We start from the raw sequence: 26,101 nt of genomic DNA, 5'->3' as shown, positions 1-26,101 counted from the left end.
GCGGATCCATGCACTCAGTCGCGGAACCCCTTCACGGTCGGGATCGCGCCGGTGCGCGCGGCGATCTTTCGGTCGCCGCGGCGACGGCTGAACCGCGCGACGAAGAACAGGATCGCTCCGACGACGACGTATCCGGCGGTGGCCAGCCAGACCAGGCCGGTCTGCTGGGTGAGCAGCACGATACTCGCGATGATCGCGAGGATCGGCACGATGCGCGGCACCGAGAAGTGCTCGTGCTCGACCTTGTCCTTCTTCAGCACGAGCACGCTCACGTTCGCGGTCAGGAACACGACGAGCAGCAGGAGCACGGTCGTCTCGGCGAGCGTCGAGATGTCGCCGACCACCGTGAGGAGCATCGTCACCCCGGCGATGACGATGATCGAGACCCACGGCGTCCGCCGCTTCGGCAGCACCTTGCCGAAGGCGTGCGGCATGAGACCCGACTCCGCGAGACCGTAGGCGACACGGCTCGCCATCACCATGAACAGCAGCGCGCCGTTGGCGATCGCGACGAGCGCGATGAGGCTGAACAGCCATCCCGGCACCGCGAGGCCGCTCGCGGTCACGACCTCGAGCAGCGGACCGGAGGACGTCGCGAGCTTCGACGGTTCGACGACGATGACCGCGCCGATCGCGATCAGCAGGTACACGACGGCGGCCGTGAGGATCGCGCCGAACAGTGCTCGCGGGTACGACCGCGACGGGCTCTTGACCTCTTCGGCCATGTTCGCCGCCGCCTCGAAGCCGAGGAAGGAGAAGAACGCGATGATGGATGCCGCGAACGCGCCCTGCAAGGGTGCGACATCGGGAGCGAACTCGAAGATGCGCGACGGCTCGCCTCCCCCGCTGCCGAACACGATGGCGGCGATGACGATCACGAGGATGAGTCCCGAGACCTCGATCATCGACGCGACCATGTTCGTCGCGAGCGACTCCTTCACCCCGCGCAGGTTGATGAGGGTCAGCACGAGGATGAAGCCGATCGCGACCGGGATCGGCGGGATGTCGAACAGAGCGCTGAAGTAGTCGCCCGCGAACGCGTTGGCGAGCGCCGCGGCCGTCGTGATGCCCGAGGCCATCATGAGGAAGCCGACGAGGAACGACAGGAACGGGATGCCGAACGCCTTGTCGACGTAGCGCGCCGCGCCGCCGGCGTGCGGGTACTTGGTGATCAGCTCGGCGTAGGTGCCGGCCGTGAGCAGCGCGACGACGAGCGCGATGAGCAGCGGCAGCCAGATGACACCGCCCACGTCGGTCGCCATCGTGCCGACGAGCGTGTAGATGCCCGCGCCGAGGGTGTCACCGACGATGAACGCGAAGAGCAGCCAGGTGCCGACGGCGCGCTTCAGACCGGGCTTTCCCTGAGCGAGGGGAGCCGACGTGTCGTTTGTCATCGCACCACTCCAACCGAGACAGCGCGTGGGATGCAACCCCTATCGCGGCGGGTTCTCCTGTGCGTGCGCGACCCCGACGACCTGATCCTGCAGCAGAACCGCCTGTCTGAGCACCTCGCGCAGCGCCCCTCGCCGCCGAGCCGACGCCAACGGCGGTCATCCGGCGGTGGACGCGACGGTTCGCGTCGGTTCGAGATCGGCGACCGGGCAGGATGGGGGCATGACGACTCCCCCGCCCGCACCGCGCCCGGTCGCCTCGTTCTTCCGCGGGGTCGGCGACCTCGGTCGCGGCTTCGCGTTCTGGAGGCGCTTGCCCGGCCGGATGGCGCTCGGCCTCATCCCCGCGGCGATCGTCGGCATCCTGCTGCTCGCGGGGATCATCACCCTCGTCGTCTTCCTGCGCGACATCGTCGACGCGCTCACCCCGTTCGCCGACGACTGGGCCGAGGTCGCGGCATCCCTCGTCCGGCTCGGCATCGGCGCGGCCCTGCTCGGCGGCGCGATCGTCCTCGCGGTCGTCTCGTTCACCGCGCTCACGCTGCTCGTCGGCGACCCGTTCTACGAGCGGATCTGGCGCTCGGTCGAGCAGTACCTCGGTGACGCGCCGCCCGACTCGGACTACGGGTTCTGGCGGTCGATCCGTGACAGCATCGGGCTCATCCTCCGGGGGCTCCTCGCGGCGATGGTCGCCGGACTCGTCGGGCTCATCCCGCTGGTCGGCACCGCCCTGGGTGCGGTCGTCGCCGCCTTCCTGACGGGCTGGCTGCTCGCCGACGAACTCACCTCGCGCGCGCTGTCAGCGCGGGGGCTGGATGCCGCGGCCCGCCGCGAACTGCGCCGCGGTCAGCGCGCGCGGGTGCTGGGATTCGGCGTCGCGACGCAGCTGTGCTTCCTCGTCCCGCTCGGCGCCGTCATCGCGATGCCCGCCGCGGTCGCCGGGTCCACCGTGCTCGCGCGCACCCTGCTCGACACGCGTGCCGCCATGAGTCAGGCTGAGGAGTCGACCACGCCGCCGCGGTCCGGAAACGGAGCATGATGCGTCTCGTCCCCCTCGGCCCCACCGATCACCGGGTCCCCAATGTCGTCGCCGGGATGATGCGGATCGAGGAGATGTCCGACGCGGCGACCCGCGAGCTCTACGACGCCTGCCGCGCGGCGGGTGTCGACTTCTTCGACCACGCCGACCTGTACGGCAGCTCACGCCACGGCTGCGAGCGCCGCTTCGCGGAGGCGCTGAACCTGAGCTCCGCCGAGCGCGACGAGATCACGCTGCATCCCGCGCACATGCAGGTCGTGCTGGGGACGACCAACCCGCAGCGGGTAGCCGATGCCGCAGCGGGCTCGGACATCCCCCTCACCCGCGCGGAGTGGTACTCCCTCATCTCGGCGGCGGGCCACAAGGTGCCCTGAGCCGCATGGCGGACTACGTCATCGACGGGGCGCGGATCGCCGGCATCCCCGACCTCTACGCCGAACTGAACCGTCTGTTCATGACCGGGGGAGACTGGCGGTTGGGCACTAGCCTCGACGCGCTCGACGACCTGCTCTACGGCGGGTACGGGGCGCTGGCCGAGGACCACTCCGCGCGGGTCGTCTGGCGCGATTCGGCGCGCAGCCGGCAGGCCCTCGGCGTCGCCGAGACGGAGCGATGGCTGCGCGAGAAGCTGACACAGCCGGGCAGGTTCCGATCCGACACCATCCAGCGTCAGCTCGACGACCTGCGCGCGAGGACCGGCCTGACCTATTTCGAACGGGTGCTCGACGTGTTCGCCGACCACCCGCAGGTCACGCTCGACCTCCGCTGACTCAGGTCTGGCGGCGGATCTTGATCGTCGCGCCGGCGGCGAGGAAGACGAACGCGGCCGCGACCTGGGCAGCGCTCCAGATCGCACCCGAGAACGCGAAGGGGAAGATCGGGTTCCAGATCACCGCGACAGCGAGCATGATCGGCACCCACCACCAGTGCCTCGCCTGCACCGCGAACCATCCGATGATGAGGGCGAGGATCGTGGCGACGAACCGGACGGTGAGGAACCAGTCGCTCTCGAGCAGCGCCGGCGCGACGAAGAGAACCGCCGCGGCGATCAGGCTCGGCGCGAGCGCGTTGCGCTGGTACATCGCGGGGGTCGGCTGCGTGCGACTCATGGGGCTCCTGGGGACGGGGACGCGCTCTCAGTCTGCCGCACGCGTCGCGCGCGCCCGGCGAGCACGGCGCCACCGACGATCGCAGCGATGACCGACCCGCTGAGGATGCCGATCTTCGCGTGGTCGTCCTCGAGCGATCCGACGCCGTACGACAACTCGCCGATGAGCAGCGCGACCGTGAACCCGATGCCGGCGAGCAGTCCCACGCCGAGCATGTCGCCCCATCGCAGTTCGAACGTCCGCCGCACCGACGGCACCCGCGTGAGCAGGAACACCGCGAGCAGAATGCCGACCGGCTTGCCCACGACGAGCCCCACCAGGATGCCGAGGGTCACCGGATCGCCGAAGGCCGAGACCAGCCCGTCCCAGCCGCCGACGGTCACCCCGGCGGAGAAGAACGCGAACACGGGGATCGCGACCAGCGTCGAGATCGGACCGAAGCGGTCGGCGAAGTGCGCGGTGAACGCATCGTGGATGGGGCTGCCGTCGGCATCCGTCCCCACCTGCACCCGCGCTCGCGGCGTCACCGTCGCGGGGACGGTGAAGGCCAGCAGCACGCCGGCGATCGTCGCGTGCACGCCCGACGCGTGGACGAGCGCCCAGGTGACGATCGCGAGCGGCATCAGCACCCACCAGTGACGGATGCCGCGCCGCACCGCCAGCCCGAACAGGACGAGCGGGACGATCGCCGCCGCGAGCCACACCGGCTGCAGGTCGTCGGTGTAGACGGTGGCGATGATCGTGATGGCGAAGAGGTCGTCGACGACGGCGAGAGTCAGCAGGAAAACACGGAGCGCGGGCGGCAGGCCTTTCGCGACGACGGCGAACACCGCGATGGCGAAGGCGATGTCGGTCGCCGTCGGGATCGCCCAGCCCCGCACCGCGTCACCGGGCGCGGTCACCGTGAACGCCGTGAAGATGAGCGCCGGGACGATGACACCGCCGAGCGCGCCGATCACGGGGACCGCGGCGATGCGCGGCGAGCGCAGCCGCCCCGCGACGATCTCCTCTTTGAGTTCGAGACCCACGACGAAGAAGAAGATCGCGAGCAGTCCGTCGGCCGCCCATTGCGCGACGGTCAGGTCGAGGTGGAGCGCCTCGGGTCCGAACGACGTCTCGCGCAGACCGGTATACCAGGGCGCGGCGGGCGAGTTGGCGAGGACGAGGGCCGCGACGGTCGCAGCCAGCAGCAGGATGCCGCCGAAGGTGTCGGTCTGCACGGTCTGACGGATGCCGCGCCAGATCTCGTGCGGCGCCGTGCGGGAGGAGGGGGAAGTGGACATGACGGATCGCTTTCCGCGTCGGTGATCAGGGGTCGCTGAGGACGCACCGTCGAGCGGTGCGCGTCAGGCCCCCGACGGCGGGCAGCCGGCGATCTCGCCGTGCGCGTTGGTGCCCCATTCGCTCACCCATCCGTTGGTTCCCGGATGCTGCGGTGCGGTGAGGGCGCGGATGCCGATCGCCGACGGCAGCGCGCGCTCGAGGCGGTAGCGGGCCGTGATCGTCATCCCTCCATCGTACCGGCGCGGGTCGCGCCTCGACCGGCTGCCTCAGCCGAAACGACGGCCGGCAGGGTTCGTCGGAAGCAGCGTCAGGACGAGCAGGACGATGCCGCCGCCGGGGACGAGGGAGAGGAAGAACAGCGGTCCCGGCAGATTTGCGTCGTGCAGTCGACGCCACGTGAGAGCGGCATCCGGGACGATCGTCGCGACGATGAAGAGGAACAGCAGGATGCCGCCGACCGCGATCAGGGGGCCCGGCTGGCTCTCACCGGTCATCGGGTCGTACGAGACGCCGACGAGCGCGCCGCCGATCATGATGACGACGAGCGCGAGGACGATGAGGAAGTAGGCGAGCCTCATCCACCAGAACTCGCTGAGGCTGGCGCGACCCGTGAAGGTCGCGTACTTCTTCCAGTACCGGACGAACGCCTGCGTGAACGACGCCCCGTAGTGGGGCCATTCGAGGGGCGGCTGGCCCGGGCCCGGGGCGGGCGGCATCGGCTGGCCGTATAGGGGAGGCGGCGGGGGCGGGGCGTAGGACATCGGTTCCTCCAGCGCGGTCGACTGCGTGGGTCCATCGTGGCGGATGCCGGACTTTTTTGTCTCCTCTCTGAGATCCGGGCGTGGGCGGCATCCGCCTGACTCAGTCGACCTCGGCCTTCGGCCAGACGTACGGCAGGTCGTCGGGGTCGTCGAAGCCCCGCGCGCGGTAGTACTCGAGGTCCTTCCGCAGCAGGTTCGACCGGTGCGAGCGGTGGACCTCCTCGCGGCCGAACCAGGGCGGCATCCGTACCGTGCCGGACCGGTACTCGGCGCCGTCCTCGGGGATCTCGTCGAGGGTCGCGAGGGTGGACTGCCGGGTCGTGTCGGCGAAGCCGCGCCGGACCCACTCGTCGACCGTGAGGTCCTGGTAGACCATGAGCGCCGCGCGGTGCCCGCGCCACATGGCGACCGCCGGGTGGTGGCGCCAGCCGTAGTCCGGGATCGTGAGCGCGCGCATCACCTGCAGGGTCTCGACGCGCTGCTTGCCGAGCCGCTTCGTGTCGAGCGCGGCCATGCCGCGGGCGAGGTCGGCGTACGGGACGAAGGTCTGCACGTCAGCGGACCTTCCGGATGCGGATGGGTCCCTTCGCGGTCGACGGGTCGACGACCTGCCCCCGCTGCGTGATCTCGACCTCGCCGGCCGCGACGAGCCGCCGCGCGGCGCGACGGGCGGGTTCCATGAGGTCGCGCCAGTCGTCGCCGCCGACCGCTCTCGCCGCCTCGGACGGGCAGATCGTCGCCGCCGCGGCCCGCGCATCCAGCAGCTCGACGATCGTCCGCGTGAGCTTCTCGTCGACGGGACGGATGCCGCGCTTCCGGCACGCGTCGGAGCAGTACTTCACGTCGTCCCAGGTCTTCTCCCACTTCTTGCGCCACTGGATCTCGCGCCCGCACGAGGCGCACGTCTTGGGTGCCCGGGTGGAAGCCATGCCGCGACGTTACGTCGGAGAGCCGACACGGGCGAAGGGGTTGCGGGCGGGCACCTCACACCTCGGGCTGGCAGCGCGGGCACCACCAGGTGCGGCGACGCTCGGGGTCGTTCGCGACCTCGTTGCGGACGAGGATGCGGGTGCCGCAGCGCAGGCACGGCCGGCCCGCGCGCCCGACGACCCAATGCGACTCTCCCTTGCGTGTCGAGCCGGTGGTCACCTGGTACATGCCGGGGACGGTCGCCGAGACCCGCAGCATCCGTGCCGCCCTCTCGACGAGCGGCACGAGATCGACCGAGCCGATCGGTGCGAAGGGATGCGCGCCGGAGAGGAACGCGGTCTCGTTGACCCACAGGTTGCCGAGCCCCGCCAGGTTGCGCTGGTCGAGGAGCGCCGCGACGAGAGGACGCTCGGGCCGTGAGGCGAGCCGGCGCACCGCCTCGGCAGCATCCCAGTCCTCGCGCAGCGGGTCCGGACCGAGGTACCCGAGCACGTCGTCCTCGCTCGCCGTGGCGACGAGTTGGACGACGGGCAGGTCGATCCCCCACAGCGTCGACCCGTCGTCGAGACGCATCCGCACGCGCACCCGGTGCTCCTCGCGCGACGGGATGCGGCGACCCGGCCGCGTGACTGTCCAGCTCCCCTGCATGCGCAGGTGCGTGTGCAGGGTCTGCCCGGTGTCGAAGCGGGTCAGCAGGTGCTTGCCGTGCGTGTCGTACGAGGCGATCCGAGCCCCGGCGAGCGGCGTGCCCGCGGCGTCGCCGGAGCGCAGCTCACCCGACGCGATCGTGTGACCGACGGATGCCGCGGCCAGCCGCTGCCGCAGCCGGAACACACTGTCGCCCTCCGGCATCCGTCTCCCCATCCCCGTGTCGCTCCAGCCGGACCACGAGTCACCACCCGCGTGCCGAATCACCACCCATCGTCATGCATTCCGGTGGTGATTCGGCCGTTGAGTGGTGACTCGGCGCTGCGGAGTCGCGCACGAGCACGTCGGCACGTGCGAGAGGGGCCGTCCGGGGTTCAGCCGGCGGCGCGCAGCCAGACCGTCGTCGCGCCGGGCAGCCGGTCGCCCTCGAGCTCGGCGCTCGCGAGCAGCACCTCACCCGCGGGCAGATCGGCCGGCTCGTCGCCGAAGTTCGTGACCACGGTCCACCCGTTCGGTCGCGAGAACGCGAGCACGTCGTCGCGTCCCGTCTCGAGCCAGGTCAGCTCCTCCGCCGTCTGCAGCTCGTGCCGCAGCTCCAGCGCACGGCGGTAGAGGTTCAGGGTCGACGCGGGGTCGCGCTCCTGGGCCTCGACCGACATCCCGCCGAACCACTCCGGCTGCGGCAGGTGCGACCCGCCCGAGCCGAAGCCGAACGACGAGCCGGACGCGGTCCAGGGGATCGGCACCCGGCATCCGTCCCGCCCCTTGTCCTCGCCGGGGCTGCGGAAGAACGTCGGGTCCTGCCGCTCGTCATCGGGGATGTCGGCGACCTCCTGCAGCCCGAGCTCCTCGCCCTGGTAGACGTAGGCCGAGCCCGGCAGCCCCAGCACGAACGTGCTCGCCGCGCGGGCGCGCCGCAGGCCGGCCTCCGCGTCGAGCGCAGGCTCGGCGCCGCCCGAGAGCAGCCACTCGTTGCCGTGCTTGCGCGACGGGCGGCCCGAGGCATCCCGCTCCGGATGCGGCAGCCCGTACCGCGTCGCGTGCCGGACGACGTCGTGGTTCGAGAGGACCCACGTCGTCGACGACCCCGACGAGGCGGCGAGCGCGAGGTTGTCGGCGACGATCCGCCGGAACTGGCCGGCGTCGAAGTCGGCCTCGAGCAGATCGAAGTTGAACGCCTGGCCGAGGCTCTCGGCGCTCGCGTACAGCGGCACGCGCGACGGGTCGACCCACGCCTCGGCGACGGCGGTGCGCGGCGGGTCGTAGGAGTTGAACACCCGTCGCCACTCGGCGTAGACCTCGTGCACGTCGTCGCGGTCGATCATCGGATGCTGCCCGTCGCGCGGCATCGCGTCGAGCTCGGCCTGCGTGGGGAGCTCCTCGGGCAGGTCCTTCGTCAGCATGTGCGCGACGTCGATGCGGAACCCGTCGACACCCCGGTCCGACCAGAAGCGCAACGTCCGCACGAAGTCGGCGCGCACCTCGGGGTTCGACCAGTCGAGGTCGGGCTGCTCCACGGCGAAGTTGTGGAGGTACCACTGCCCGTCCTCGACGCGCTCCCACGCCGGGCCGCCGAAGGCCGACGTCCAGTCCGCGGGCGGCTCCTCGCCGTTCTCACCCTTGCCGTCGCGGAAGATGTACCGCGCCCGCGCCGCCGAGCCGCGCCCGGCGGCGAGCGCCTCCTGGAACCACGCGTGTCGGTCGGACGTGTGGTTCGGCACGATGTCGATGACGACCTTGATGCCCGCCTCGTGGAGGGCGGCGATGAGCGCGTCCGCGTCGTCGAGCGTGCCCAGACGCGGATCCACGTCGCGGTAGTCCGCCACGTCGTAGCCGCCGTCGGCGAGGTCGGACGGGTAGAACGGGCTCATCCAGATCGCATCGACGCCGAGTTCCTTCAGATAGGGCACCCGGGAGCGGATGCCGCGAAGGTCGCCGATGCCGTCACCGTCGGCATCCGCGAAGCTGCGGGGATACACCTGGTAGACGACCGCCTGCCGCCACCATTCGGGCAGCTCGGCGTCGGTGAGGTCGGCGGTGTCGGGTGCGGTCTGCACGTCGGAGGTCACGAGGGTCCTTTCGAGGTTGCGGTGGTCGATCAGCCCTTGACGGCGCCCTGCGTCACGCCTTCCATCACCCAGCGCTGGGTGAAGAGGTAGGCGAGGATCGCGGGGGCCATGGCCATCAGGTACGACGCGAAGGCGACGTTGTAGTTGTTGCTGAACTGCGTCTGGAACAGGTTCTGCCGCACCGGGAGCGTCTGCATTGCGGGGTCGGAGATGATGAGCGACGGCAGCATGAAGTCGTTCCAGGCGTAGAGGAAGGCGAAGATGCCGACCGTCGCGCTCATCGGGGCGAGCAGCGGGAAGATCAGCTTCCAGAACGTCTGCCACGTCGTGGCGCCGTCGATGCGCGCGCTCTCCTCGAGCTCGAGAGGGATCGAGCGCAGGAACGCCGTGAACAGCAGCACGCTGAAGCTCAGTTGGAACATCGTCGCCAGCAGGATGACGCCCACCGGGTTGTCGAGCCCGAGACGGCCGGTCAACTGGATCTGCGGCAGCGCGACGACGGGGAACGGGATGAACATCGCCGCCAGCAGGTAGAAGAACGAGTAGCGGAAGAGCTTGCGGTCCCAGTTGCGGACGATCGCGTACGAGGCGAACGCGGCCAGGATGATCGTCGCGACCACCGTCCCCGCCGTGACGAAGAACGAGATCGCGGCGCCGACGGGGAACTGCGTGAGGTTCCACGCCTGCACGAACCCGTCGAAGCTGAACGGCGCCGGCAGCGAGAACGCGTTGCCGTCGACGGCCTGCCCCGTTGTCTTGAGCGACATCGAGATGGTGACGTACAGCGGCAGGAGCACGGTGACCGAGCAGAGGAAGAGGATGACGGTGCCCGACCAGTTGGGGCGCTCGGCGCCCGTCATGCGCCGACGGCGCGGCGGTTCGGTGGGGCGGTCGGGGGCGGTGACGGCGTCGGCCTGTTCGAAGGCGAGCGCGGGCTGGGAGGTGGACATCAGACCTTGTTCCTTCCCCGCGTGAGCGAGAGCTGGAGGAGAGAGAGGAGGACCGCGACAATGAAGAAGATCGTCGCGTTGGCCATCTGGTAGGCGTAGTCGCCGCCGTTGAAGCCCGCGATGATCGTCATCGCGACGCTGCGGGTCGCGGTCCCGGGACCGCCGCCGGTGAGGCCGACGATGATGTCGTACGCGTTGAGGAAGCCCTTGAAACCGAGGATCACGTTGATGACGACGTACCCGGCGACGAGCGGGATGGTGATGCGCAGCAGCTGCTGCCGCTTGGACGCCCCGTCGATGTCGGCCGCCTCGTACACGTCGCCCGGCACCGACAGCAGCCCGGCGATGTAGATGAGGAGCGTGCCCGGGATTGCCTGCCACGCGGTGACGATGACGATCGCGGTCCAGGCGAGGTCGGGGTTCGCGAGCAGGCTCTCTTGCAGCCATGGGACCCCGAGCGCCGACCCCGCCGAGGGCAGCGAGTTCGAGAACAGGAAGTTGAAGACGTAGGCGATGATGATGCCCGAGATGACCATCGGGATCACGAAGATCGTCCGGAGGCCCGTCTTGAAGCGGATGCGGGAGGTCAGGCCCACGGCCAGCATGAACGCCGCGATGTTGACGACGATGACCGTCGCCACCGCGAAGCCGGCCGTGAACAGGTAGCTCTGCAGGATCGCGGGGTCGCTGAACAGGGCGATGTAGTTCGTGAACCCGATGAAGTTCCACTCCCCCAGCCCGATCGAGTCGGTCAGGCTGAAGAAGATGCCGATGATCCCGGGGACGGTGATCGCCAGGGTGAACAGCAGCACGGTGGGCAGCAGGAACAGGTAGTAGATCGGTTCGACGCGTTTGCTGCTGCGCCGACGCGTGCGGTCGCCCTGCGTCAGGAGGGTCGTCGTCGACCCGGTGGTGGTGGTCATCGCGTGGCCTCCTCAGCCTCGTCGGTGAGGACGGGCTGGCGGAACGCGAGCCGCGACCAGTCGCTGTCCATGGTGGCGAACGTCCGTGCCGGGTCCTGCCCGAACACCAGCGCCTGCGCGTAGGCGAAGACGGGGATGGTCTTCGGCACGAGGACGGACGGGCCCTGGTAGATGGCGCCGGCGTCGTAGAACTCCTGCATGCCCTGGACCCGCGGGTCGTCGGGCGGAGCGGCATCCGTCGTCGGAGCGAAGCCGAGCTGGGACTCGTTGTACGCCTCGATGATCTCGGGCTGGTACAGGTACTCGAGGAAGTCCCGCGCCGCGTCCTTCTTCGTGGAGGCGTCGGGGATCATGGCCGCGAGGTCCATGTTCACGCGGATCGCGCGATCGTCGGGGTCGTCGGTCATCGGCAGCGGGAACGTGCCGAGGGGCGCGTCGGGCGCGGTCTTCGCGATCTCGCTGAAGGCCCAGGGCCCCTGCAGGTACATCGCCGCCTGGCCCTCGCCGAACGCGAGGTTGCCGTCGCCGTAGGCCCGGCTGTCGGCATCCTCGTTGGTGTACTCGGTGGCCAGCTGCAGCATCTTCTCGGCCGGCTCCGTGAAGACCTTCTCGAACGAGACGTCCGAGGACCCGTCGACGTCGGCGCCTTCGGCGGCCAGCCGGTCGAAGAAGTCGATGACGTCGATGGAGCCGCCGATCGCGTAGTCGTACCAGCCCTGCGCGACCGTCCAGTCGTCCTTGAATGTGCCGTAGAACGGCGTGACGCCGGCGGCTTCGAGCGCGTCGCAGACGGCGATGAGCTCGTCCCACGTCGTGGGGACCTCGAGCCCGTTCTCCTCGAAGATCTGCGTGTTGTAGATCACCGACGAGGCCATCACCGAGTACGGCAGGGCGCTCGTGCGGCCCTCGCAGGCGCCGTACTGCTCCATGAGCGGCTGCAGGTCCTCGCGCACGGTGCCGGCGGCATCCGTGTCACCGAGGTCGCTGAGCGCGCAGCGCTGGACGAAGCGGGCGACCTCGTAGTTGTAGTTGGCCAGCATGATGTCGGGCGGGTTGCCGCGCACGAAGCTCGCCGAGACGACGTCGACACCCGAGGTGTCCATCTCGACGGTGACGGCGTCCTGCGAGGCGTTGTAGTCCTTCACGACGTCCTGCATGAAGGTCAGCGCCTCGCGTTTGCTGAAGGTGAAGCGGATGGTCTCGCGGCCGTCGGCGGAACAGCCGGCCAGGGTCGCGGCGCCGAGGGCGGCGACGGCCAGCGCGGCGGCCGCCCGCCGGCGGCGGGGAGTGGTCGATGACATGTGTATCCGATCGCGTCGTTGCGGACGAAGTTCTCACTCACGAGGTGATGCGGCGAGTATATTTAGTCGCCAAATCAATGTGATGCAGGCAATATTGCAGGGCGCGTCCCGAAAGGTCAAGACCCCGATGTCGACACTCGCCTCCTCCCCGGCACGGCCTGCCAGCCAGGACGCCGTGCTCGCTTTCGCGTGGGACTCCTCGGAGTTCACCGCGACAGAGGCCCTGCAGTCCACGGGGTTGACGCGGTCGACGACGATCGAAGCGACCGACGCGCTCGTCGCACGCGGCCTGCTGCGCGAGCTGCCGAACGCCCGCCTCGCCGGCGATTACCGCAAGGGACGACCCGCCCGGCGCTTCACCCTGCGCGCGGACGCCGCCGTCGTCGTCGGTGTCGACGCCGGCCACGAGCACGTGTCGGTGACGGTCGCCGACCTGCGCGGAACGCGGATCGCGGATGCCGACACCCGCCTCGTCCTGGACCGCGACGACGGTCCCGCACGCGCGGCGATCGTCGCGGAAACGATCGACCGCGCCCTCGCCGCCGCGGACGTCACGCGGCCCGACGTGCTGGCCGTGTGCGCGGGCGTGCCCGCGCCCGTCGATCGCACGGGCCGGTCGCCGCGGCATCCCACCCGCTTCTGGGAGCGGATGAACCCCGACCTCGCCGACGTGCTGTCGTGGGCGCCGATCGTGCGCATCGAGAACGACGCCTCGCTCGCCGCCATCGCCGAAGGGTCGGTCGGCGCCGCGAAGGGATGCCAGGACTACATCGCGCTGCTGGCCGGATCACGCCTGGGCGCCGGCGTCGTCGTCGACGGTCGCCTGCTGCGCGGCAGCCACGGCGGTGTCGGCGAGATGGTCGCGTTCGACCACGTCGACGGCGTGCACGGGGCCGAGGGCCTCGGTCATCGCGTGGCCGCGTGGGCGGCCGAACTCGCGCAGTCCGGCGAGGCGACGGCGGGGTTCCGCGACGTCGCGCCGGAATCGCTCGACGCGCGGACGGTGCTCGCGATGGCCGCGGAGGGGGATGCCGACGCCCTGGGCATCGTCGACCGGGTGGGCCTCGCGCTCGCCCGCATCGTCAGCGTGCTGGGCAGCATGTTCGACCCCGAACGGGTCGTCGTCTCGGGGGCGATCGCCGACGGCGTCGCCGAGGTGGTCGCCGCCGCGCGGCGCTCGCTGCCGACCGACCTCGACCTGCCCGCGCCCGAGCTCGTCGCCTCGACGCTCGGCGGCGAGGTCGTCGTGACCGGTGCGGTCGCCGCCGCCGTCGCGTCGGCCCGCGAGCGGGTGCTCGACGTGTGGGGCGCCGCCGGCTGAGCAGCGCGCGCGGCGACAGTCGGCGGGCGTCGGTGCGTCGGCGTCGGTTGCCGAATCACCACCCGATCGCCGAATCACCACCCGTGTGGCGACATCTGCGTGGTGACTCGGCACGCGAGTGGTGATTCGGCGCGGTGGTGGCGGGGGGCGGCGGAGTCAGCGCGCCGCGGCGCGGGTCCTGGCCAGTGCTGGTGTGGGCGCCCCACAGGATCGTCTCTTCCTCACCGTCTGCGGGACTGTCATACTGCGCTTGCGGTCGTGGGGTCCGCATCTGGGGATCGGGGACATGATGAAGGCGTTGATTGGTTTGGCACAGCTCGGCCTTGGCGTATACGGGGTGATCGCAATCTTCACCGGGCAGTGGGGCGCCGCGATCGTGTGTTGGCTCGGGGCGTTCTCCCTCGGCTTTTTAGGGCTGCGGCTGACGCGCAGATCCGAAGGGGCGAGTCAGTTGACTTTCGAGACCGTCGAAAGAGTCCATGAGGCCATCGCCGCCCTCCGCTCCGGCAGGTACGACATTGCGAAGGGGAAGGCGGCAATCGCAGTCCGAAACGCACGGATCGAGGGAAACAGCGACTTCCTCCCGATCGTGTTGACGCTCAGTAGTGTCACCCTCGCGGCGAACGAGGAGTTCGAGCAAGCGCGAACCTCCATGAGGAGCGCCGAAAGATCGTTCTCGAACCTTTCAAATCAGCAGCAACTGTTGTTGCGCGACATCCGCGCCATCATGAGCTCAGTTCGGCGCCAATTGGATGAGCCGGTGCCCAACGGAGGCAAAGTCGTCGAGGCATTCCTACAGGCCAACGTGTCCGGCGCAGCCGGCTGAGTCAGCGTGCTCCGCGGCGGGGGTCCTGACCCGAGCGGGTGTAGGCGCGCCAGAGGATGCGCGCGTGGCGCTCCTTCGCGCGCTCGACGCCCGCCTCGTCGCCGCGGGCGGCGGACCACCACTCGGCGAAGCGCTCGCGCATCGCGCTGAGCACGATGTCGAGTCCCGCGTGCGGCGGCGGGGGGACGACCGCCTTCTCGGCCGGCATCCGTCCCTTCGGGGCGAGTGAGTCGTTCGCGTGCTTCACGATGAGGTCGGCGGCACCCACGGCGTGCGCGTTGATGATCGAGTGCGCCGCTCCCCGGATCTCCCAGCGGCGCGCGCGCCGGGCGACGGCGACCAGCCGGGAGTGGAACCGGCGCGGGGAGGTCGCGTCGTACTCGCCGCGGATCAACAGGACGGATGCCTCGACGAGCGGCATCCGCTCGATCAGCCGGTACCGCAGCAGATGCGGGAGGACCTGCACGAAGTAGACGAAGCCGCAGAGGACGTACGCCGACAGCGCCGTCATGGCGAGGTGGAACGTCTCGCGGGTGGCGGACTGCGCGAAGCGGAGCGCAACGATCGGGAGCGACGACTCCTGGTCGTTGACCACGGGGCTCACGAGCACGGCGTGACGCAGCTGCGGGCGGCGGATGAGCACCTCGGTCACGACCTGCGTGCCCATCGAGTGGCCGATGATCACGGGGTCGCCGAGCCCGTAGTGGTCGAGCACCTCCTCGACCCGATCGGCGAAGAACTCGGCGGTCGGCTGGTCGCCGGGGCGCGGCATCCCGGCGAAGCCCGGAAGGTCGAGGGCGAACACGTCGCCGTGCTCGGCGAGCGACGGGGCGAGGAACTCGAAGTAGGTCGCCGCGACCCCGACCCCCGCGACCAGCACGAACGGGCGGCCGCCGTCGCCCGCGGTGGTCTCGACCCGCGTGACCCGCGTGCGACGATCGCCGTGGCCGACCTGCTCGACGTCGACGTCGGGGGCGTCCTCTGTCGCGGGCATGCCCCCAGGATGCCAGGTCGCGCGCGCCGCTAGCGCAGGGCCGCACCGCGCACAAGCGCTGGGGATCGGTCCGCGGCGTTCCTACGCTGGCGCCATGCTGCGCCACCTCGTCATCGTGCTGGGCGACCAGCTCGACCACGAGTCGAGCGCGTTCGACGACTTCGACGCGGCTCACGATGCCGTCTGGATGGCGGAGGTCGCCGAGGAATCCGAGCACGTGTGGAGCACGAAGCAGCGCACCGCCGTCTTCCTCGCCGCCATGCGCCATTTCGCCGCCGAACTGACGGATGCCGGGCGCCCCCTCCACTACGCGAAGCTCGACGCCCGCGGGACCCGGGGCTCGCTCGCCGAGCAGCTCGCCGCCGACCTCACCAAGCTGAAGCCCGAGGCGCTCATCGTGACGGAGCCCGGGGAGTGGCGTGTGCGGGAAGCGCTCCGCGAGGTCGCCGAGACCACCGGCATCCCGCTGGAGATCCGTGAGGATCGTCACTTCTTCAGCACCGTCGCGGAGTTCGACGCGCACGCCGAGGGCCGCACGTCGCTGCGGATGGAGTACTTCTACCGCGAGATGCGCAAGAAGCACGGCGTGCTGATGACGACGCGCGGCCAGCCCGTCGGCGGGCAGTGGAACTACGACGCCGACAACCGCAAGGCGTTCCCGAAGCAGGGCCCGGGCCTCGTGCCGCCGCGCGCCCGGTTCGAGCCCGACGAGATCACCCGGGACGTCATCGCGCTGGTCGAGAAGCGGTTCGGCGACCACCCGGGCTCGCTCGACTCGTTCGCGTGGCCGGTGACTCGGGCGCAGGCGCTCGAGGCACTCGACCTGTTCGTCGCCGAGCGGCTGCCAGGCTTCGGCGAGACACAGGACGCGATGTGGCCAGGGGAGCCGTGGCTGTGGCACGCGCACCTGTCGTCGTCGATGAACCTGAAAATGCTGACGCCGCGCGAGGTCGTCGCCGCGGCCGAGGCGGCGTACCGGGCGAAGAAGGCGCCGCTCGCGGCCGTCGAAGGATTCATCCGCCAGATCCTCGGCTGGCGTGAGTACGTCCGCGGGATCTACTGGACGCAGATGCCGGGATACCTCGAACGGAATGCGTTCGAGGCGTTCGAGCCGCTCCCGGACTTCTACTGGACCGGCGACACTGCGATGGCGTGCCTGCAGGACGCGATCGGCACGACGCTCGAGAACGGGTACGCGCACCACATCCAGCGCCTCATGGTGACGGGCCTGTACGCGATGCTGCTCGGCGTCGATCCGAAGGAAGTGCACGCCTGGTACCTCGCGGTGTACGTCGATGCCGTCGAGTGGGCGGAGCTGCCGAACACCCTCGGGATGAGTCAGTACGCCGACGGCGGACTGATGGGCAGCAAGCCGTATGCCGCGACCGGCAAGTACATCGATCGCATGAGTCCGTACTGCAAGACGTGCCCGTTCGATCCCACGAAGCGGGTCGGCGACGACGCGTGCCCGTTCACGACCCTGTACTGGGACTACCTCATCCGGCATGAGGAGCCGCTCGCCGCCAACCACCGCATGTCGCTGCAGGTGAAGAACGTCTCACGCCTGGACGACGACGAGATCACCGGCATCCGCGAACGCGCCGACGCGATCCGCCGCGGCGACGTCCCCGTTCCGAGCCACGCCTGACCCCACCCGAGCAAGGAGACACCATGACCTCGACCGACATCGCCCTCATCACCGGTGCCCGCGGCGGCGTCGGCAGCGCCCTCGTCGCCCGGCTGCGGGCGCGCGGGCTGCGGGTCGCTGCGGTGGGGCGGGATGCCGCATCCCTCACCGCCGTCGAAGCGGACGCGCACATCGAGGCCGACGTGACGACGCCCGTCGCCGGTCGAGCACAGGTCGATCCGGTCGCGCGGGAACACGTCCGCGTCGATCCCGTCGGCGGTCACGACCACGAGCGCCTGGGCGTCATCGCGGTCCGAGAGGTCGGGGACGGCCTTCGCGTCGACGTCGAGCCGGGCGGCGACGTCCGCCGCGCTCTCGTAGGGGCAGGCGATGGTGAATCGCTTCGCGCCGTCCTCCGGGAGCAGGTCCGCGGTGGTCACGCTCGACTGGTCGGCGACGGTGTCGAGCACGTGTTCCTCGACGTCGTTCGACGTGGGCGCGCAGGCGGTCGTCAGACCGATGGCGAGGGCGGCGAGGGACAGGGCGGCGAGTGCGCGGTTCATGCTTCCTGTCTACGGGGATGCCGCGCCGCGATCATCGGCCTCGCGAGGCATCCGTGTCCGTCGGAAGGATGACGCTGGTCGTCAGCCCTGCTCGAGCACGCGCTTGGCTTTCGCGAGCGACGCCGTGAGCGTGGAGCGCACCTCGCCGGCGATCATCGCCTGCGCGAGGCGCATGACGCCGGTCGGCTCCGCCTCGATGCGCACCCTCACGAGGGCCGCGCCGTTCGCGTCGGCGAACGTCAGCTCCGACGACGTCGCCATGACGCCGCTGGTGCTGGTGATCGCCATGCGGGTGCCCGGTTCGTGCCCGGTCACGCGCCAGTCGAACGCGAACTCGCGCCCGACCGCCCGCATCCGGGTGTGCAGTGTCGACCCGACGCCGACGGGCGGAGGCGAGGTCAACTCCTCCGAGATGACCGACTCGTCCCAGCTGGCGCGCCCCTCGGTGAAGAAGGCGAACACCTCGTCCACCGGACGGTCGATCGTGACGGACTCGGTGACGGTGAACATGTCCTCACCCTAGGTGGGATCCGAGGGGGGTCGACGCGTGCGGCGTCTCGGGGGGAACATCCCGGCACCGAGCGCGAAGATGACGAGGAACACACCGAGCAGCCTCAGCGCGCAGGCGCGGCGGCCGTGGGGCGCCTGTCGCGGCCTCAAGTGTTCACCGATGCAACAGATCCGAGGCGACACGCCGGGGACGGATGCCGGGGCGCGGCGTGTCGCGCGGCATCCATTGCATCCGTGAACGCCCTACCCGCGAACCCCGGCCGCGCACCGCCTCAGCCCCGCCCCACCGCCTGGAACCCGCGCAGCCGCAGACTGTTCGTCACCACGAACACCGACGACAGCGCCATCGCGGCGGCGGCCACGAGCGGGTTGAGCAGCGCGGCCATCGCGAGCGGGATCGCGGCGACGTTGTACGCGAACGCCCAGAACAGGTTGCCCTTGATGATCCCGAGGGTCCGCCGCGCGAGGCGCACCGCATCGGCGACGACGAGGGGATCGCCCGAGACGACGGTGATGTCGGATGCCGCGATCGCCGCATCCGTCCCGCCACCCATCGCGATCCCGAGGTCGGCAGCGGCGAGCGCCGCGGCGTCGTTGACACCGTCGCCGACCATCGCCACGACCCGGCCCTCGCCCTGCAGCCGGCGGATCGCATCGAGCTTGCCCGCCGGAGTCACCCCGGCCTCGACGCGGGAGATCCCGACCTCGGCGGCGACCCGCGCTGCCGAGGAGGCGGTGTCGCCGGTCAGCAGGATCGGCTCGAGCCCGAGCTCACGGAACCGGGCGATCGCCGCGGCGCTCGTGGGCTTCACCGTGTCGGCGACGACGATCGCACCGAGGTACTCCCCGTCCCGGGCGACGGCGACGACCGTCCCCTCGGGCAGATCCGCAGGCACGGCGACGGCCCACTGCTCCGCGAGCCACGACGGACGCCCGGCGACGACCGCCGCTCCGTCCACGACACCCTGCACCCCGAACCCGGCGTGCGACTGGAACGACTCGACACCCCCCGCTGTCGACGCCGCCACGATCGCCCGCGCGACAGGGTGCTCCGACCCCGACTCCACCGCCGCCGCGACGGCGAGCAGCTCCTCCCGCGACACACCCGCGGGCAGTACGTCGGTCACGCTCATGCGTCCGGTCGTGACGGTGCCGGTCTTGTCAAGCACGATCGTGTCGACGGTGCGGGTCTGCTCGAGCACCTGAGGTCCTCGGATCAGGATGCCGAGCTGCGACCCGCGCCCGGTTCCCACCAGCAGCGCGGTCGGGGTCGCGAGACCCAGCGCGCACGGGCACGCGATGATGAGCGTCGCGACCGCCGCGGTGAACGCGAGCTCCCACGGCGCGCCGGCGATCGTCCAGCCGACGAGGGCGACGAGCGCGAGGCCGATCACGACGGGGACGAAGACGGCCGAGACCCGGTCGGCGAGGCGCTGCACCTCGGCCTTGCCGGTCTGCGCCTCTTCCATGAGCCGCCGCATCCGCGCCAGCTCGGTGTCGGCACCCACCCGGGTGATCTGCACCTCGAGGCGTCCGCCGACGTTGATCGTCGCGCCGACGACCCGCGAACCCTCCGCGACCTCGACGGGCATCGACTCACCCGTCAGCATGCTCGCGTCGACGCTGCTCATTCCCGCCGTGACGAGACCGTCCGAGGGGATCTTCTCGCCCGGACGCACGACGACCGTGTCGCCGACGACCAACTGCGAGACCGGCACGCGCGTCTCGACACCGTTCTGCAGCTTCGCGGCATCCGTCGCCCCGAGCTCGAGCAACGCGCGCAGCGCCTCGGACGACGCCCGCTTCGCGCGGGCCTCGATGTAGCGCCCGGCGAGGATGAAGACGGTGACGAGCGCGGCGACCTCGAGGTAGATCTCGTGTCCGCCCGCCCGCGGCGCCCCGACGAGCGTGAAGGACATCGTCATACCGGGCATCCCCGCGCCGCCGAGGAACAGCGCGTACAGCGACCAGCCGAACGAGGCGATGACGCCGAGACTGATGAGGGTGTCCATCGTCGCGGCGCCGTGGCGCAGATTGACGGCCGCGGCCCGGTGGAACGGCCACGCGCCCCACACCGCGACGGGAGCCGCGAGGGTCAGCGCGAGCCACTGCCAGTACTCGAACTGCAGCGCCGGGATCATCGACATCAGCGCCACCGGCAGCGACAGCGCCGCGCTGATCAGCAGACGGTTGCGAAGCGGCGTTGTCTCGTCATCCGCCTCCGTCGTCTCGGGCTCGGGCGCGGGCACCGTCGCCGCGTACCCGGCGGCCTCGACCGTCGCGATGAGCTCCGCCGTCTCGATACCCTCGGCACGCACGCGCGCCTTCTCGGTGGCGTAGTTGACGGATGCCTCGACCCCGGGCAGCTTGTTGAGCTTGCGCTCGATCCGGGTGGCGCACGAGGCGCACGTCATCCCGGAGATGTCGAGTTCGACGTCGGTGGTGCTCACGCCGACACCCGGGTGTATCCGGCCTCCTCGACGGCGGCGGTCAGGGCGTCGTCGTCGAGGGGGGTCGCGCTGTGCACGGTGACGTGCGAGGTGCCGCCGGCGACGAGGTCGACGGTCACGGCCTCGACGCCGTCGATCTCGGAGAGCTCCTCGCGGACGCTCGCGGCGCAGTGGCCGCAGGTCATACCGGTGACGAGCAGTTCCTCGGTGACAGCGGATGCCGGGGCGGCAGGCGTCGCGGATGCGGAGACGTCGGTGAGGCCCAGCTGGATGCGTTCGGTCATGGTGTTTCCTCCAGGTTCAGGAGCGAGTTCAGGAGCGGACGAGACGGGCGATCGCGTAGTTCGCCTCGCGGATCTTGTCGGCGGCGACCTGCCCGCCTTCGGCGCTCGCCTCGGCGACGCAGTGGCTGAGGTGGTCGGCGAGCAGCGAGAGCGCGACGGTCTCGAGGGCCTTGGTCGCCGCGGACACCTGCGTGAGGATGTCGATGCAGTACTTGTTCTCGTCGACCATGCGGGCGATGCCGCGCACCTGTCCCTCGACGCGGCGCAGCCGCTTCTGCAGGTCGTCCTTGTTCGCATCGTACCCGTTCACGCCAGATACGGTACCCCCCTAGGGTATTCACGTCAAGCCGTCTGGGGGCACGGCATCCCTTCCCCTGTCACAACGCGTCGCGCGGAGGCGCACTTTGCGACAGGCGAGCGAATGCCGCGGCCGCGGCCGCGGTCCCCAGACTCCGGGTCAGGCCCCTTCGACCTCGTCCGACACGAGCGTCAGGTGCTCGCGCGCCGACGCCTCGGCATCCGCGCCGCGCCCGTCGAAGATCGCCTGCGCCGTCGCGAGGTGCGCTTCGAGCGTGCCGACGCGCGGCACTCCGGGCGTGAGTCCTCGGACGGCCCGGCCACGCAGGATCTCGGCGATCGGGTCGCTGAGCTTCACGAAGAGAGGATTGCCCGACACGCGCAGCAGAAGCCGGTGATAGGCGATGTCGGCATCCAGGTACTCGGGCGAGTCGCCGAGGCCCTTCCCGCCGAGATCGCTGAGCAGCGTCGCCCAGCGGAGCAGCTCCTCGCGTTCGACCGGGTCGGCGCGCTCCGCGGCGAGGCGGGCGGCAACCGGCTCGACCGCGATGCGCAATTCGGTGAGCTCGATGAGGACATCCCGCCGGCGCGAACTGTCGAGCGACCATTCGATGATGTCGGCGTTCAGCACGTCCCACTCCGCGAGAGGGCGGACGACGATCCCGACCCGGCGACGCGAGGTGAGCAGCCCGTGCGTCTCGAGGACGCGCACTGCCTCGCGGACGACGGTTCGGGACGCAGCGAACGTCTCCTCGAGACCCGCCAAGGTCAAACCGGTGCCCGCGGGCAATTCTCCCCCCACGATGCGTCGACCAAGGGTCTCGACGATGTGGGCATGGGATGCGGTGGTGACGGGCGTGGGCATCGGTGTCCTTCGTTGCGAGTGTCACGTTACCCGCCCCGCGCGGCGTCGTTGGATGGCCGCGACAAAAGTACTACCAATCGCTTGCGAAAGGTACTACCTATGTGGCACGGTGGGTGCGCTGCCGGGAAAGGCCCCGGCACCGGGACGATTCACTGGAGAACACACCCATGGACGAGTGGACGCAAACACTCGGAGCAGTGCCCCTGCTTCTGATCGCGGCCGGAGCGGTCGCCCTGATCCTGCTGCTCATCATCAAGGTCCGCTTGCACGCGTTCATCGTGCTCGTGCTGGTCTCGCTACTGACCGCGCTGGCCACCGGCATCCCGGTCGGCAGCATCGGCAAGGTGCTGATCGACAGCTTCAGTTCGACCGTCGGCACGGTCGCGCTCCTCGTCGGCTTCGGAGCGATGCTCGGCGCCCTCATCGAGAGCTCGGGCGGTGCCCGCGTGCTGGCCGAGAAGATGGTCTCGGTCTTCGGTGAGAAGCGCGCTGCCATCGCCCTGAGCGTCGCGTCGCTCCTCATGGGCTTCCCGATGTTCTTCGACGCCGGGCTCGTCGTCATGCTGCCGATCATCTTCGCCGTCGCCCGCCGCATCGGCGGCAAGCACATGCTGCTCTACGGCATCTCTGCCGCCGCCGCGTTCTCGGTCATGCACGTCTTCGTGCCGCCGCACCCCGGTCCGATCACGGCGAGCGAGACCTACGGCGCCAATCTCGGGCTCGTGCTTCTCATCGGTCTCGTCGTGGCGATCCCGACGTGGTACCTCAGCGGTTACCTCTGGGCGCGCTTCGTCGACCGCCGCATCCCGCTCGCCATCCCGCGCCTGTTCGGCGAGGACGTCGAACCCACGAACCCGCCCAAGGCCGGCACCGTCATCGGCGTCATCGCCATCCCGCTCGTCCTGATCCTCCTGAACACCGGGTCCGCCGCGCTCGTCTCGTCGGGAGCCGTCGACGGCACCGCCGTCTGGGTCCAGGCGCTCGGCCTCATCGGCACGAGCCAGGTCGCCCTGCTGATCGCCGTCCTCGTCGCCCTGTTCGTCCTCGGCACCCGCCGCGGCGTCGGAGGCAGCGCGCTCGACAAGGTCGTCGAGTCCGCCCTCGGACCGATCTGCTCGGTCGTCCTCATCACCGGCGCCGGCGGCATGTTCGGCGGCGTCCTGCGCGCCTCGGGCATCGGCGACGCCCTGTCGGACTCGCTGGCCTCGATCGGCGTTCCGGTCATCTTCGCCGCCTACATCATCGCCGTCCTCCTCCGCGTGGCGCAGGGCTCGGCGACCGTTGCCCTCGTCACCGCGGCGGGGCTCGTCGCACCGGCCGTCGTGTCGGGCGGCTTCAACCCGCTGCAAGTCGCCTGTATCGTCCTCGCCACCGCGGCGGGCTCCGTCTTCGCGGGTCACGTGAACGACTCGGGCTTCTGGCTCGTCGGCCGCCTCATGGGTATGGACGTCAAGACCACGCTCAAGACGTGGACCGTGCAGCAGGCCCTCGAGTCGCTCGTCGGCTTCCTCATCGTGCTCGGGATCTTCGGTCTGGTGTCCCTTGTCTGACCTGTTCGACCTGACCGGCCGCCTGGCCCTCGTGACGGGATCGTCGCGGGGGCTCGGGCAGAGCCTCGCCGTGGGCCTCGCGGATGCCGGGGCCCGCGTCATCGTGCACGGCCGCGACGCCGAGGCGGTGGAGCGCAGCGCCGACGCGATCGCCGAGCACACCGGCATCCGTCCCGAGACGACCCTGTTCGACGTGACGGATGCCGCGGCCGTTGAGGCCGCGATCGGTGAGCTGATCGCGCGGGTCGGCACCCCCGACATCCTCGTCAACAACGCCGGGATCCAGCGGCGGGCACCCTTCGCGGAGTTCCCCGTCGCGGACTGGGATGCGGTGATCTCGAGCAACCTGTCGAGCGCGTTCTACGTGTCGCGCTTCGTCGCTCCCGGCATGATCGCGCGGGGCTGGGGAAAGATCATCAACATCGCTTCGGTGCAGTCGCTGCTCGGGCGCCAGACGATCGCGCCGTACGCGGCGAGCAAGGGTGGCATCGTCCAGCTCAGTCGGGGGATGGCGGCGGATCTGGCGCGCCACGGCATCCAGGTCAACACGCTCTCGCCCGGCTACTTCGCCACCGAGATGAACGCGGCGCTCGTCGCCGACGCCGACTTCTCGAGCTGGGTCGCCCAGCGCACCCCGGCCGGCCGCTGGGGCGAGGTCGAGGAGCTCCGCGGACCGCTGGTGTTCCTCGCCTCGGCGGCGAGCGACTTCGTGAACGGACAGAACCTGTTCGTCGACGGCGGCATGACCGCCGTCGTCTGACAAGAGGAGCAAGACATGGATGCCGTCGTCATCAACGGAAAGCTCGACCTCACCGTGACCGCGCAGCCGGTGCCGATCCCCGACGCGGGCCAGGTCCGCGTGCGCGTGGGCTACGTGGGGATCTGCGGATCCGACCTGCACTACTACGGCGAGGGCGCGAACGGCGCGTTCGTCGTCACCGAGCCCCTCGTTCCCGGGCACGAGCTGTCGGGCTGGGTCGACCTCGACCCCGACGGGCGCTTCGCACCCGGCACGCCGGTGACGGTGCATCCGGCACGATTCGGTCCCCAGGGAGCGACCCCCGTCGAACCCCACCTGCGACCCGGCGGCAGCTACCTCGGCAGCGCAGCGACGACCCCGCACACGCAGGGCGCGATGAGCGAGTACCTGGTGGTGGATGCCGGCATGATCCGGACCCTGCCCGATGGACTGCCCGTGCGCCGGGCGGTGCTCGCCGAGCCCCTGGCGGTCGCTCTGCACGGCGCGGGTCGCGCGGGGTCCCTCGCCGGTGCACGCGTGCTCGTCTGCGGCGCGGGCCCGATCGGACTGCTCGCGGTCATGGCCGCGCAGGAAGCGGGGGCTGCACGCGTCGAGATCACCGACCTGCTGCCCGAGCCGCTCGACCGGGCCCGCGCGCTCGGTGCCGATGCCGTGTGGCGGGTCGGCGAGGACGCGATCCCCGCAGACACCTTCGACGTCGTGCTCGAGTGCTCGGGCGCAGCACCCGCGGTGTCGTCCGCGATCGCCGCCGTGCGCCGTCGCGGCACCATCGTGCAGATCGGGATGCTGCCGAACCAGCCGGTCGGCGTGAACATCGCCCCGCTCATCTCGAAGGAGGCGACGATCACGGGCGCGTTCCGCTTCCTCGACGAGATCGACGAGGCCATCGAGGTTCTCCACCGTCGTCCCGAGATCGAGGCGGTCATCACGCACTCCTTCGGCCCCACGGACGCGATCGAGGCGTTCGAGACGGCCCGGCGCCCCGCCGACAGCAGCAAAGTCGTCGTCGCGATGACGGCTGCCGAGGCGGCGTCGTGAGCATCGGCGCCGCGCCCCGCATCGTCGTGATGGGGCCGAGCGGGTCGGGCAAGACCGCCGTGGGAGCCGCCCTCGCCGTCGACCTGGGTGTGGACTTCGTCGACGCCGACGACCTGCACCCCGCGGCCAACGTCGCGAAGATGGAAGCGGGCCGCCCGCTCGACGATGCGGATCGCGCGCCCTGGCTCGACATCGTCGGCGAGACTCTCGCCGACGCCCCCGGCCTCGTCGTGGCATGCTCGGCGCTGGCCCGCCGCTATCGGGACCGCATCCGCGCCGCGGCCCCCGACGTCCGCTTCGTCGAACTCGTCGTCTCGCCCGAAGAGTTGGACCGACGGATGCGGTCGCGCGAGCACTTCATGCCGCCGGCGCTCCTCGCCTCGCAGCTCGCGACCCTCGAGCACCTGGGCGACGACGAACCCGGGATCGCGGTCGAGAACGTCGGCCGCATCCTCGAGGTCGCCCGGCGCGCGCGCATCGCGCTCGACGGCGCGTAGCGCGCGGACGCGCCCCGGCATCCGTTCGTTCCCCCGTCACAACACGCCGCGCGCCCACGCACTTCGCGACAGGCGAGCGGATGCCGCGCCCCGCCACGCCCTTCCCCCGTCGCA

Annotated in this window: 29 protein-coding genes; 11 read left to right on the top strand and 18 right to left on the bottom strand. The window is 70.5% G+C overall.

Annotated features, from left to right (window positions below; all coding sequences use genetic code 11):
• Positions 1-14 precede the first annotated feature (14 nt).
• The gene (locus tag AB0P29_RS11630; RefSeq protein WP_363379907.1) at positions 15-1,394 is read right to left on the bottom strand and encodes an APC family permease; all 1,380 of its coding nucleotides are present in this window, start codon (positions 1,392-1,394) and stop codon (positions 15-17) included.
• A gap of 220 nt (positions 1,395-1,614) precedes the next feature.
• Between AB0P29_RS11630 and AB0P29_RS11625 the strand changes: the two genes are divergently transcribed.
• Genes AB0P29_RS11625 through AB0P29_RS11615 form a run of 3 tightly spaced genes read left to right on the top strand, consistent with a single transcriptional unit; the run spans position 1,615 to position 3,199 of the window.
• Positions 1,615-2,430 (top strand): EI24 domain-containing protein, encoded by an 816-nt coding sequence (locus AB0P29_RS11625; protein WP_363379906.1) that lies wholly within the window; start codon positions 1,615-1,617, stop codon positions 2,428-2,430.
• Positions 2,430-2,804 carry a hypothetical protein gene (locus AB0P29_RS11620; RefSeq protein ID WP_363380160.1) on the top strand — a complete coding sequence of 125 codons (375 nt, stop codon included), beginning with the start codon at positions 2,430-2,432 and terminating at the stop codon, positions 2,802-2,804. Before AB0P29_RS11625 ends, AB0P29_RS11620 begins: the two co-directional genes overlap by 1 nt.
• 5 nt (positions 2,805-2,809) lie before the next feature.
• Positions 2,810-3,199 carry a ribonuclease inhibitor gene (locus AB0P29_RS11615; RefSeq protein WP_363379904.1) on the top strand — a complete coding sequence of 130 codons (390 nt, stop codon included), beginning with the start codon at positions 2,810-2,812 and terminating at the stop codon, positions 3,197-3,199.
• 1 nt (position 3,200) lies between these two features.
• Here AB0P29_RS11615 and AB0P29_RS11610 read toward each other — a convergent pair whose 3' ends face one another.
• From AB0P29_RS11610 to AB0P29_RS11560, 11 genes are all read right to left on the bottom strand, one after another.
• On the bottom strand, positions 3,201-3,539 hold the full coding sequence (locus tag AB0P29_RS11610) for a DUF6804 family protein (RefSeq protein WP_363379902.1): 339 nt from the start codon (positions 3,537-3,539) through the stop codon (positions 3,201-3,203).
• Complete coding sequence (nhaA, locus tag AB0P29_RS11605) at positions 3,536-4,822, bottom strand: Na+/H+ antiporter NhaA (protein ID WP_363379900.1); 1,287 nt, start codon at positions 4,820-4,822, stop codon at positions 3,536-3,538. The genes AB0P29_RS11610 and nhaA overlap by 4 nt, the downstream gene beginning before the upstream one ends.
• A gap of 63 nt (positions 4,823-4,885) precedes the next feature.
• Complete coding sequence (locus AB0P29_RS11600) at positions 4,886-5,047, bottom strand: hypothetical protein (RefSeq protein WP_217528769.1); 162 nt, start codon at positions 5,045-5,047, stop codon at positions 4,886-4,888.
• Between the two features lie 42 nt (positions 5,048-5,089).
• Positions 5,090-5,539, bottom strand: a complete 450-nt coding sequence (locus AB0P29_RS11595) for a DUF805 domain-containing protein (protein ID WP_311286438.1) — start codon at positions 5,537-5,539, stop codon at positions 5,090-5,092.
• 145 nt (positions 5,540-5,684) lie between these two features.
• Positions 5,685-6,137 carry an MSMEG_6728 family protein gene (locus AB0P29_RS11590; protein ID WP_363379897.1) on the bottom strand — a complete coding sequence of 151 codons (453 nt, stop codon included), beginning with the start codon at positions 6,135-6,137 and terminating at the stop codon, positions 5,685-5,687.
• Between the two features lies 1 nt (position 6,138).
• Positions 6,139-6,513 (bottom strand): DUF2256 and DUF3253 domain-containing protein, encoded by a 375-nt coding sequence (locus tag AB0P29_RS11585; protein ID WP_363379895.1) that lies wholly within the window; start codon positions 6,511-6,513, stop codon positions 6,139-6,141.
• Between the two features lie 55 nt (positions 6,514-6,568).
• Positions 6,569-7,366, bottom strand: coding sequence for a DNA-formamidopyrimidine glycosylase family protein (locus AB0P29_RS11580; protein WP_363379893.1), 798 nt, complete (start codon positions 7,364-7,366; stop codon positions 6,569-6,571).
• A gap of 170 nt (positions 7,367-7,536) precedes the next feature.
• A complete protein-coding gene (locus tag AB0P29_RS11575) occupies positions 7,537-9,219 on the bottom strand; it encodes a glycoside hydrolase family 13 protein (RefSeq protein ID WP_363380157.1) in 1,683 nt (560 codons plus the stop codon).
• A 41-nt stretch (positions 9,220-9,260) separates the two neighbouring features.
• Positions 9,261-10,091 (bottom strand): carbohydrate ABC transporter permease, encoded by an 831-nt coding sequence (locus AB0P29_RS11570; RefSeq protein ID WP_363380155.1) that lies wholly within the window; start codon positions 10,089-10,091, stop codon positions 9,261-9,263.
• A gap of 89 nt (positions 10,092-10,180) precedes the next feature.
• Positions 10,181-11,104 (bottom strand): sugar ABC transporter permease, encoded by a 924-nt coding sequence (locus AB0P29_RS11565; RefSeq protein ID WP_363379891.1) that lies wholly within the window; start codon positions 11,102-11,104, stop codon positions 10,181-10,183.
• The gene (locus AB0P29_RS11560; protein WP_363379889.1) at positions 11,101-12,405 is read right to left on the bottom strand and encodes an ABC transporter substrate-binding protein; all 1,305 of its coding nucleotides are present in this window, start codon (positions 12,403-12,405) and stop codon (positions 11,101-11,103) included. The genes AB0P29_RS11565 and AB0P29_RS11560 overlap by 4 nt, the downstream gene beginning before the upstream one ends.
• A 127-nt stretch (positions 12,406-12,532) precedes the next feature.
• On the opposite strand from AB0P29_RS11560, the gene AB0P29_RS11555 reads away from it, so the two are divergent.
• Together AB0P29_RS11555 and AB0P29_RS11550 are read left to right on the top strand one after the other, a co-directional pair.
• Positions 12,533-13,726, top strand: a complete 1,194-nt coding sequence (locus tag AB0P29_RS11555; protein WP_363379887.1) for an ROK family protein — start codon at positions 12,533-12,535, stop codon at positions 13,724-13,726.
• Between the two features lie 286 nt (positions 13,727-14,012).
• The gene (locus AB0P29_RS11550; protein ID WP_363379886.1) at positions 14,013-14,552 is read left to right on the top strand and encodes a hypothetical protein; all 540 of its coding nucleotides are present in this window, start codon (positions 14,013-14,015) and stop codon (positions 14,550-14,552) included.
• A 1-nt stretch (position 14,553) separates the two neighbouring features.
• Here the strand turns inward: AB0P29_RS11550 and AB0P29_RS11545 are convergent, their stop codons facing one another.
• Positions 14,554-15,546 (bottom strand): alpha/beta hydrolase, encoded by a 993-nt coding sequence (locus tag AB0P29_RS11545; protein WP_363379885.1) that lies wholly within the window; start codon positions 15,544-15,546, stop codon positions 14,554-14,556.
• Positions 15,547-15,640: 94 nt separating this feature from the next.
• Here AB0P29_RS11545 and AB0P29_RS11540 point away from each other — a divergent pair, with 94 nt between their 5' ends.
• Positions 15,641-17,194, top strand: a complete 1,554-nt coding sequence (locus AB0P29_RS11540) for a cryptochrome/photolyase family protein (RefSeq protein WP_363379883.1) — start codon at positions 15,641-15,643, stop codon at positions 17,192-17,194.
• A 23-nt stretch (positions 17,195-17,217) separates the two neighbouring features.
• The gene (locus AB0P29_RS11535) at positions 17,218-17,808 is read left to right on the top strand and encodes an NAD-dependent epimerase/dehydratase family protein (protein ID WP_363379881.1); all 591 of its coding nucleotides are present in this window, start codon (positions 17,218-17,220) and stop codon (positions 17,806-17,808) included.
• 9 nt (positions 17,809-17,817) lie between these two features.
• Here the strand turns inward: AB0P29_RS11535 and AB0P29_RS11530 are convergent, their stop codons facing one another.
• The 5 genes from AB0P29_RS11530 to AB0P29_RS11510 form a co-directional block, all read right to left on the bottom strand.
• The gene (locus tag AB0P29_RS11530; RefSeq protein WP_363379879.1) at positions 17,818-18,246 is read right to left on the bottom strand and encodes an SRPBCC family protein; all 429 of its coding nucleotides are present in this window, start codon (positions 18,244-18,246) and stop codon (positions 17,818-17,820) included.
• A gap of 272 nt (positions 18,247-18,518) precedes the next feature.
• The gene (locus tag AB0P29_RS11525) at positions 18,519-20,696 is read right to left on the bottom strand and encodes a heavy metal translocating P-type ATPase (RefSeq protein WP_363379877.1); all 2,178 of its coding nucleotides are present in this window, start codon (positions 20,694-20,696) and stop codon (positions 18,519-18,521) included.
• Positions 20,693-20,980 (bottom strand): heavy-metal-associated domain-containing protein, encoded by a 288-nt coding sequence (locus AB0P29_RS11520; protein ID WP_363379876.1) that lies wholly within the window; start codon positions 20,978-20,980, stop codon positions 20,693-20,695. The genes AB0P29_RS11525 and AB0P29_RS11520 overlap by 4 nt, the downstream gene beginning before the upstream one ends.
• 28 nt (positions 20,981-21,008) lie before the next feature.
• A complete protein-coding gene (locus AB0P29_RS11515) occupies positions 21,009-21,290 on the bottom strand; it encodes a metal-sensitive transcriptional regulator (RefSeq protein WP_363379874.1) in 282 nt (93 codons plus the stop codon).
• A 147-nt stretch (positions 21,291-21,437) separates the two neighbouring features.
• Entirely contained in the window at positions 21,438-22,142 is a 705-nt protein-coding gene (locus AB0P29_RS11510) for an FCD domain-containing protein (protein ID WP_363379873.1), read from the bottom strand.
• A gap of 167 nt (positions 22,143-22,309) precedes the next feature.
• Here AB0P29_RS11510 and AB0P29_RS11505 point away from each other — a divergent pair, with 167 nt between their 5' ends.
• Genes AB0P29_RS11505 through AB0P29_RS11490 form a run of 4 tightly spaced genes read left to right on the top strand, consistent with a single transcriptional unit; the run spans position 22,310 to position 25,987 of the window.
• Complete coding sequence (locus AB0P29_RS11505) at positions 22,310-23,692, top strand: GntP family permease (RefSeq protein ID WP_363379871.1); 1,383 nt, start codon at positions 22,310-22,312, stop codon at positions 23,690-23,692.
• Positions 23,685-24,452, top strand: coding sequence for an SDR family oxidoreductase (locus tag AB0P29_RS11500; RefSeq protein ID WP_363379870.1), 768 nt, complete (start codon positions 23,685-23,687; stop codon positions 24,450-24,452). The genes AB0P29_RS11505 and AB0P29_RS11500 overlap by 8 nt, the downstream gene beginning before the upstream one ends.
• Before the next feature lie 15 nt (positions 24,453-24,467).
• Complete coding sequence (locus tag AB0P29_RS11495) at positions 24,468-25,490, top strand: L-idonate 5-dehydrogenase (protein WP_363379869.1); 1,023 nt, start codon at positions 24,468-24,470, stop codon at positions 25,488-25,490.
• A 2-nt stretch (positions 25,491-25,492) separates the two neighbouring features.
• Complete coding sequence (locus AB0P29_RS11490) at positions 25,493-25,987, top strand: gluconokinase (RefSeq protein WP_363380153.1); 495 nt, start codon at positions 25,493-25,495, stop codon at positions 25,985-25,987.
• The last annotated feature ends 114 nt before the right edge of the window (positions 25,988-26,101 follow it).

It is taken from the genome of Microbacterium sp. NPDC080220 (assembly GCF_040686395.1).
GTDB lineage: Bacteria > Actinomycetota > Actinomycetes > Actinomycetales > Microbacteriaceae > Microbacterium > Microbacterium gawkjiense.
The sequence above is the reverse complement of the archived record's forward strand: the minus strand, read 5'-3'. Positions and strand labels throughout refer to the sequence as shown.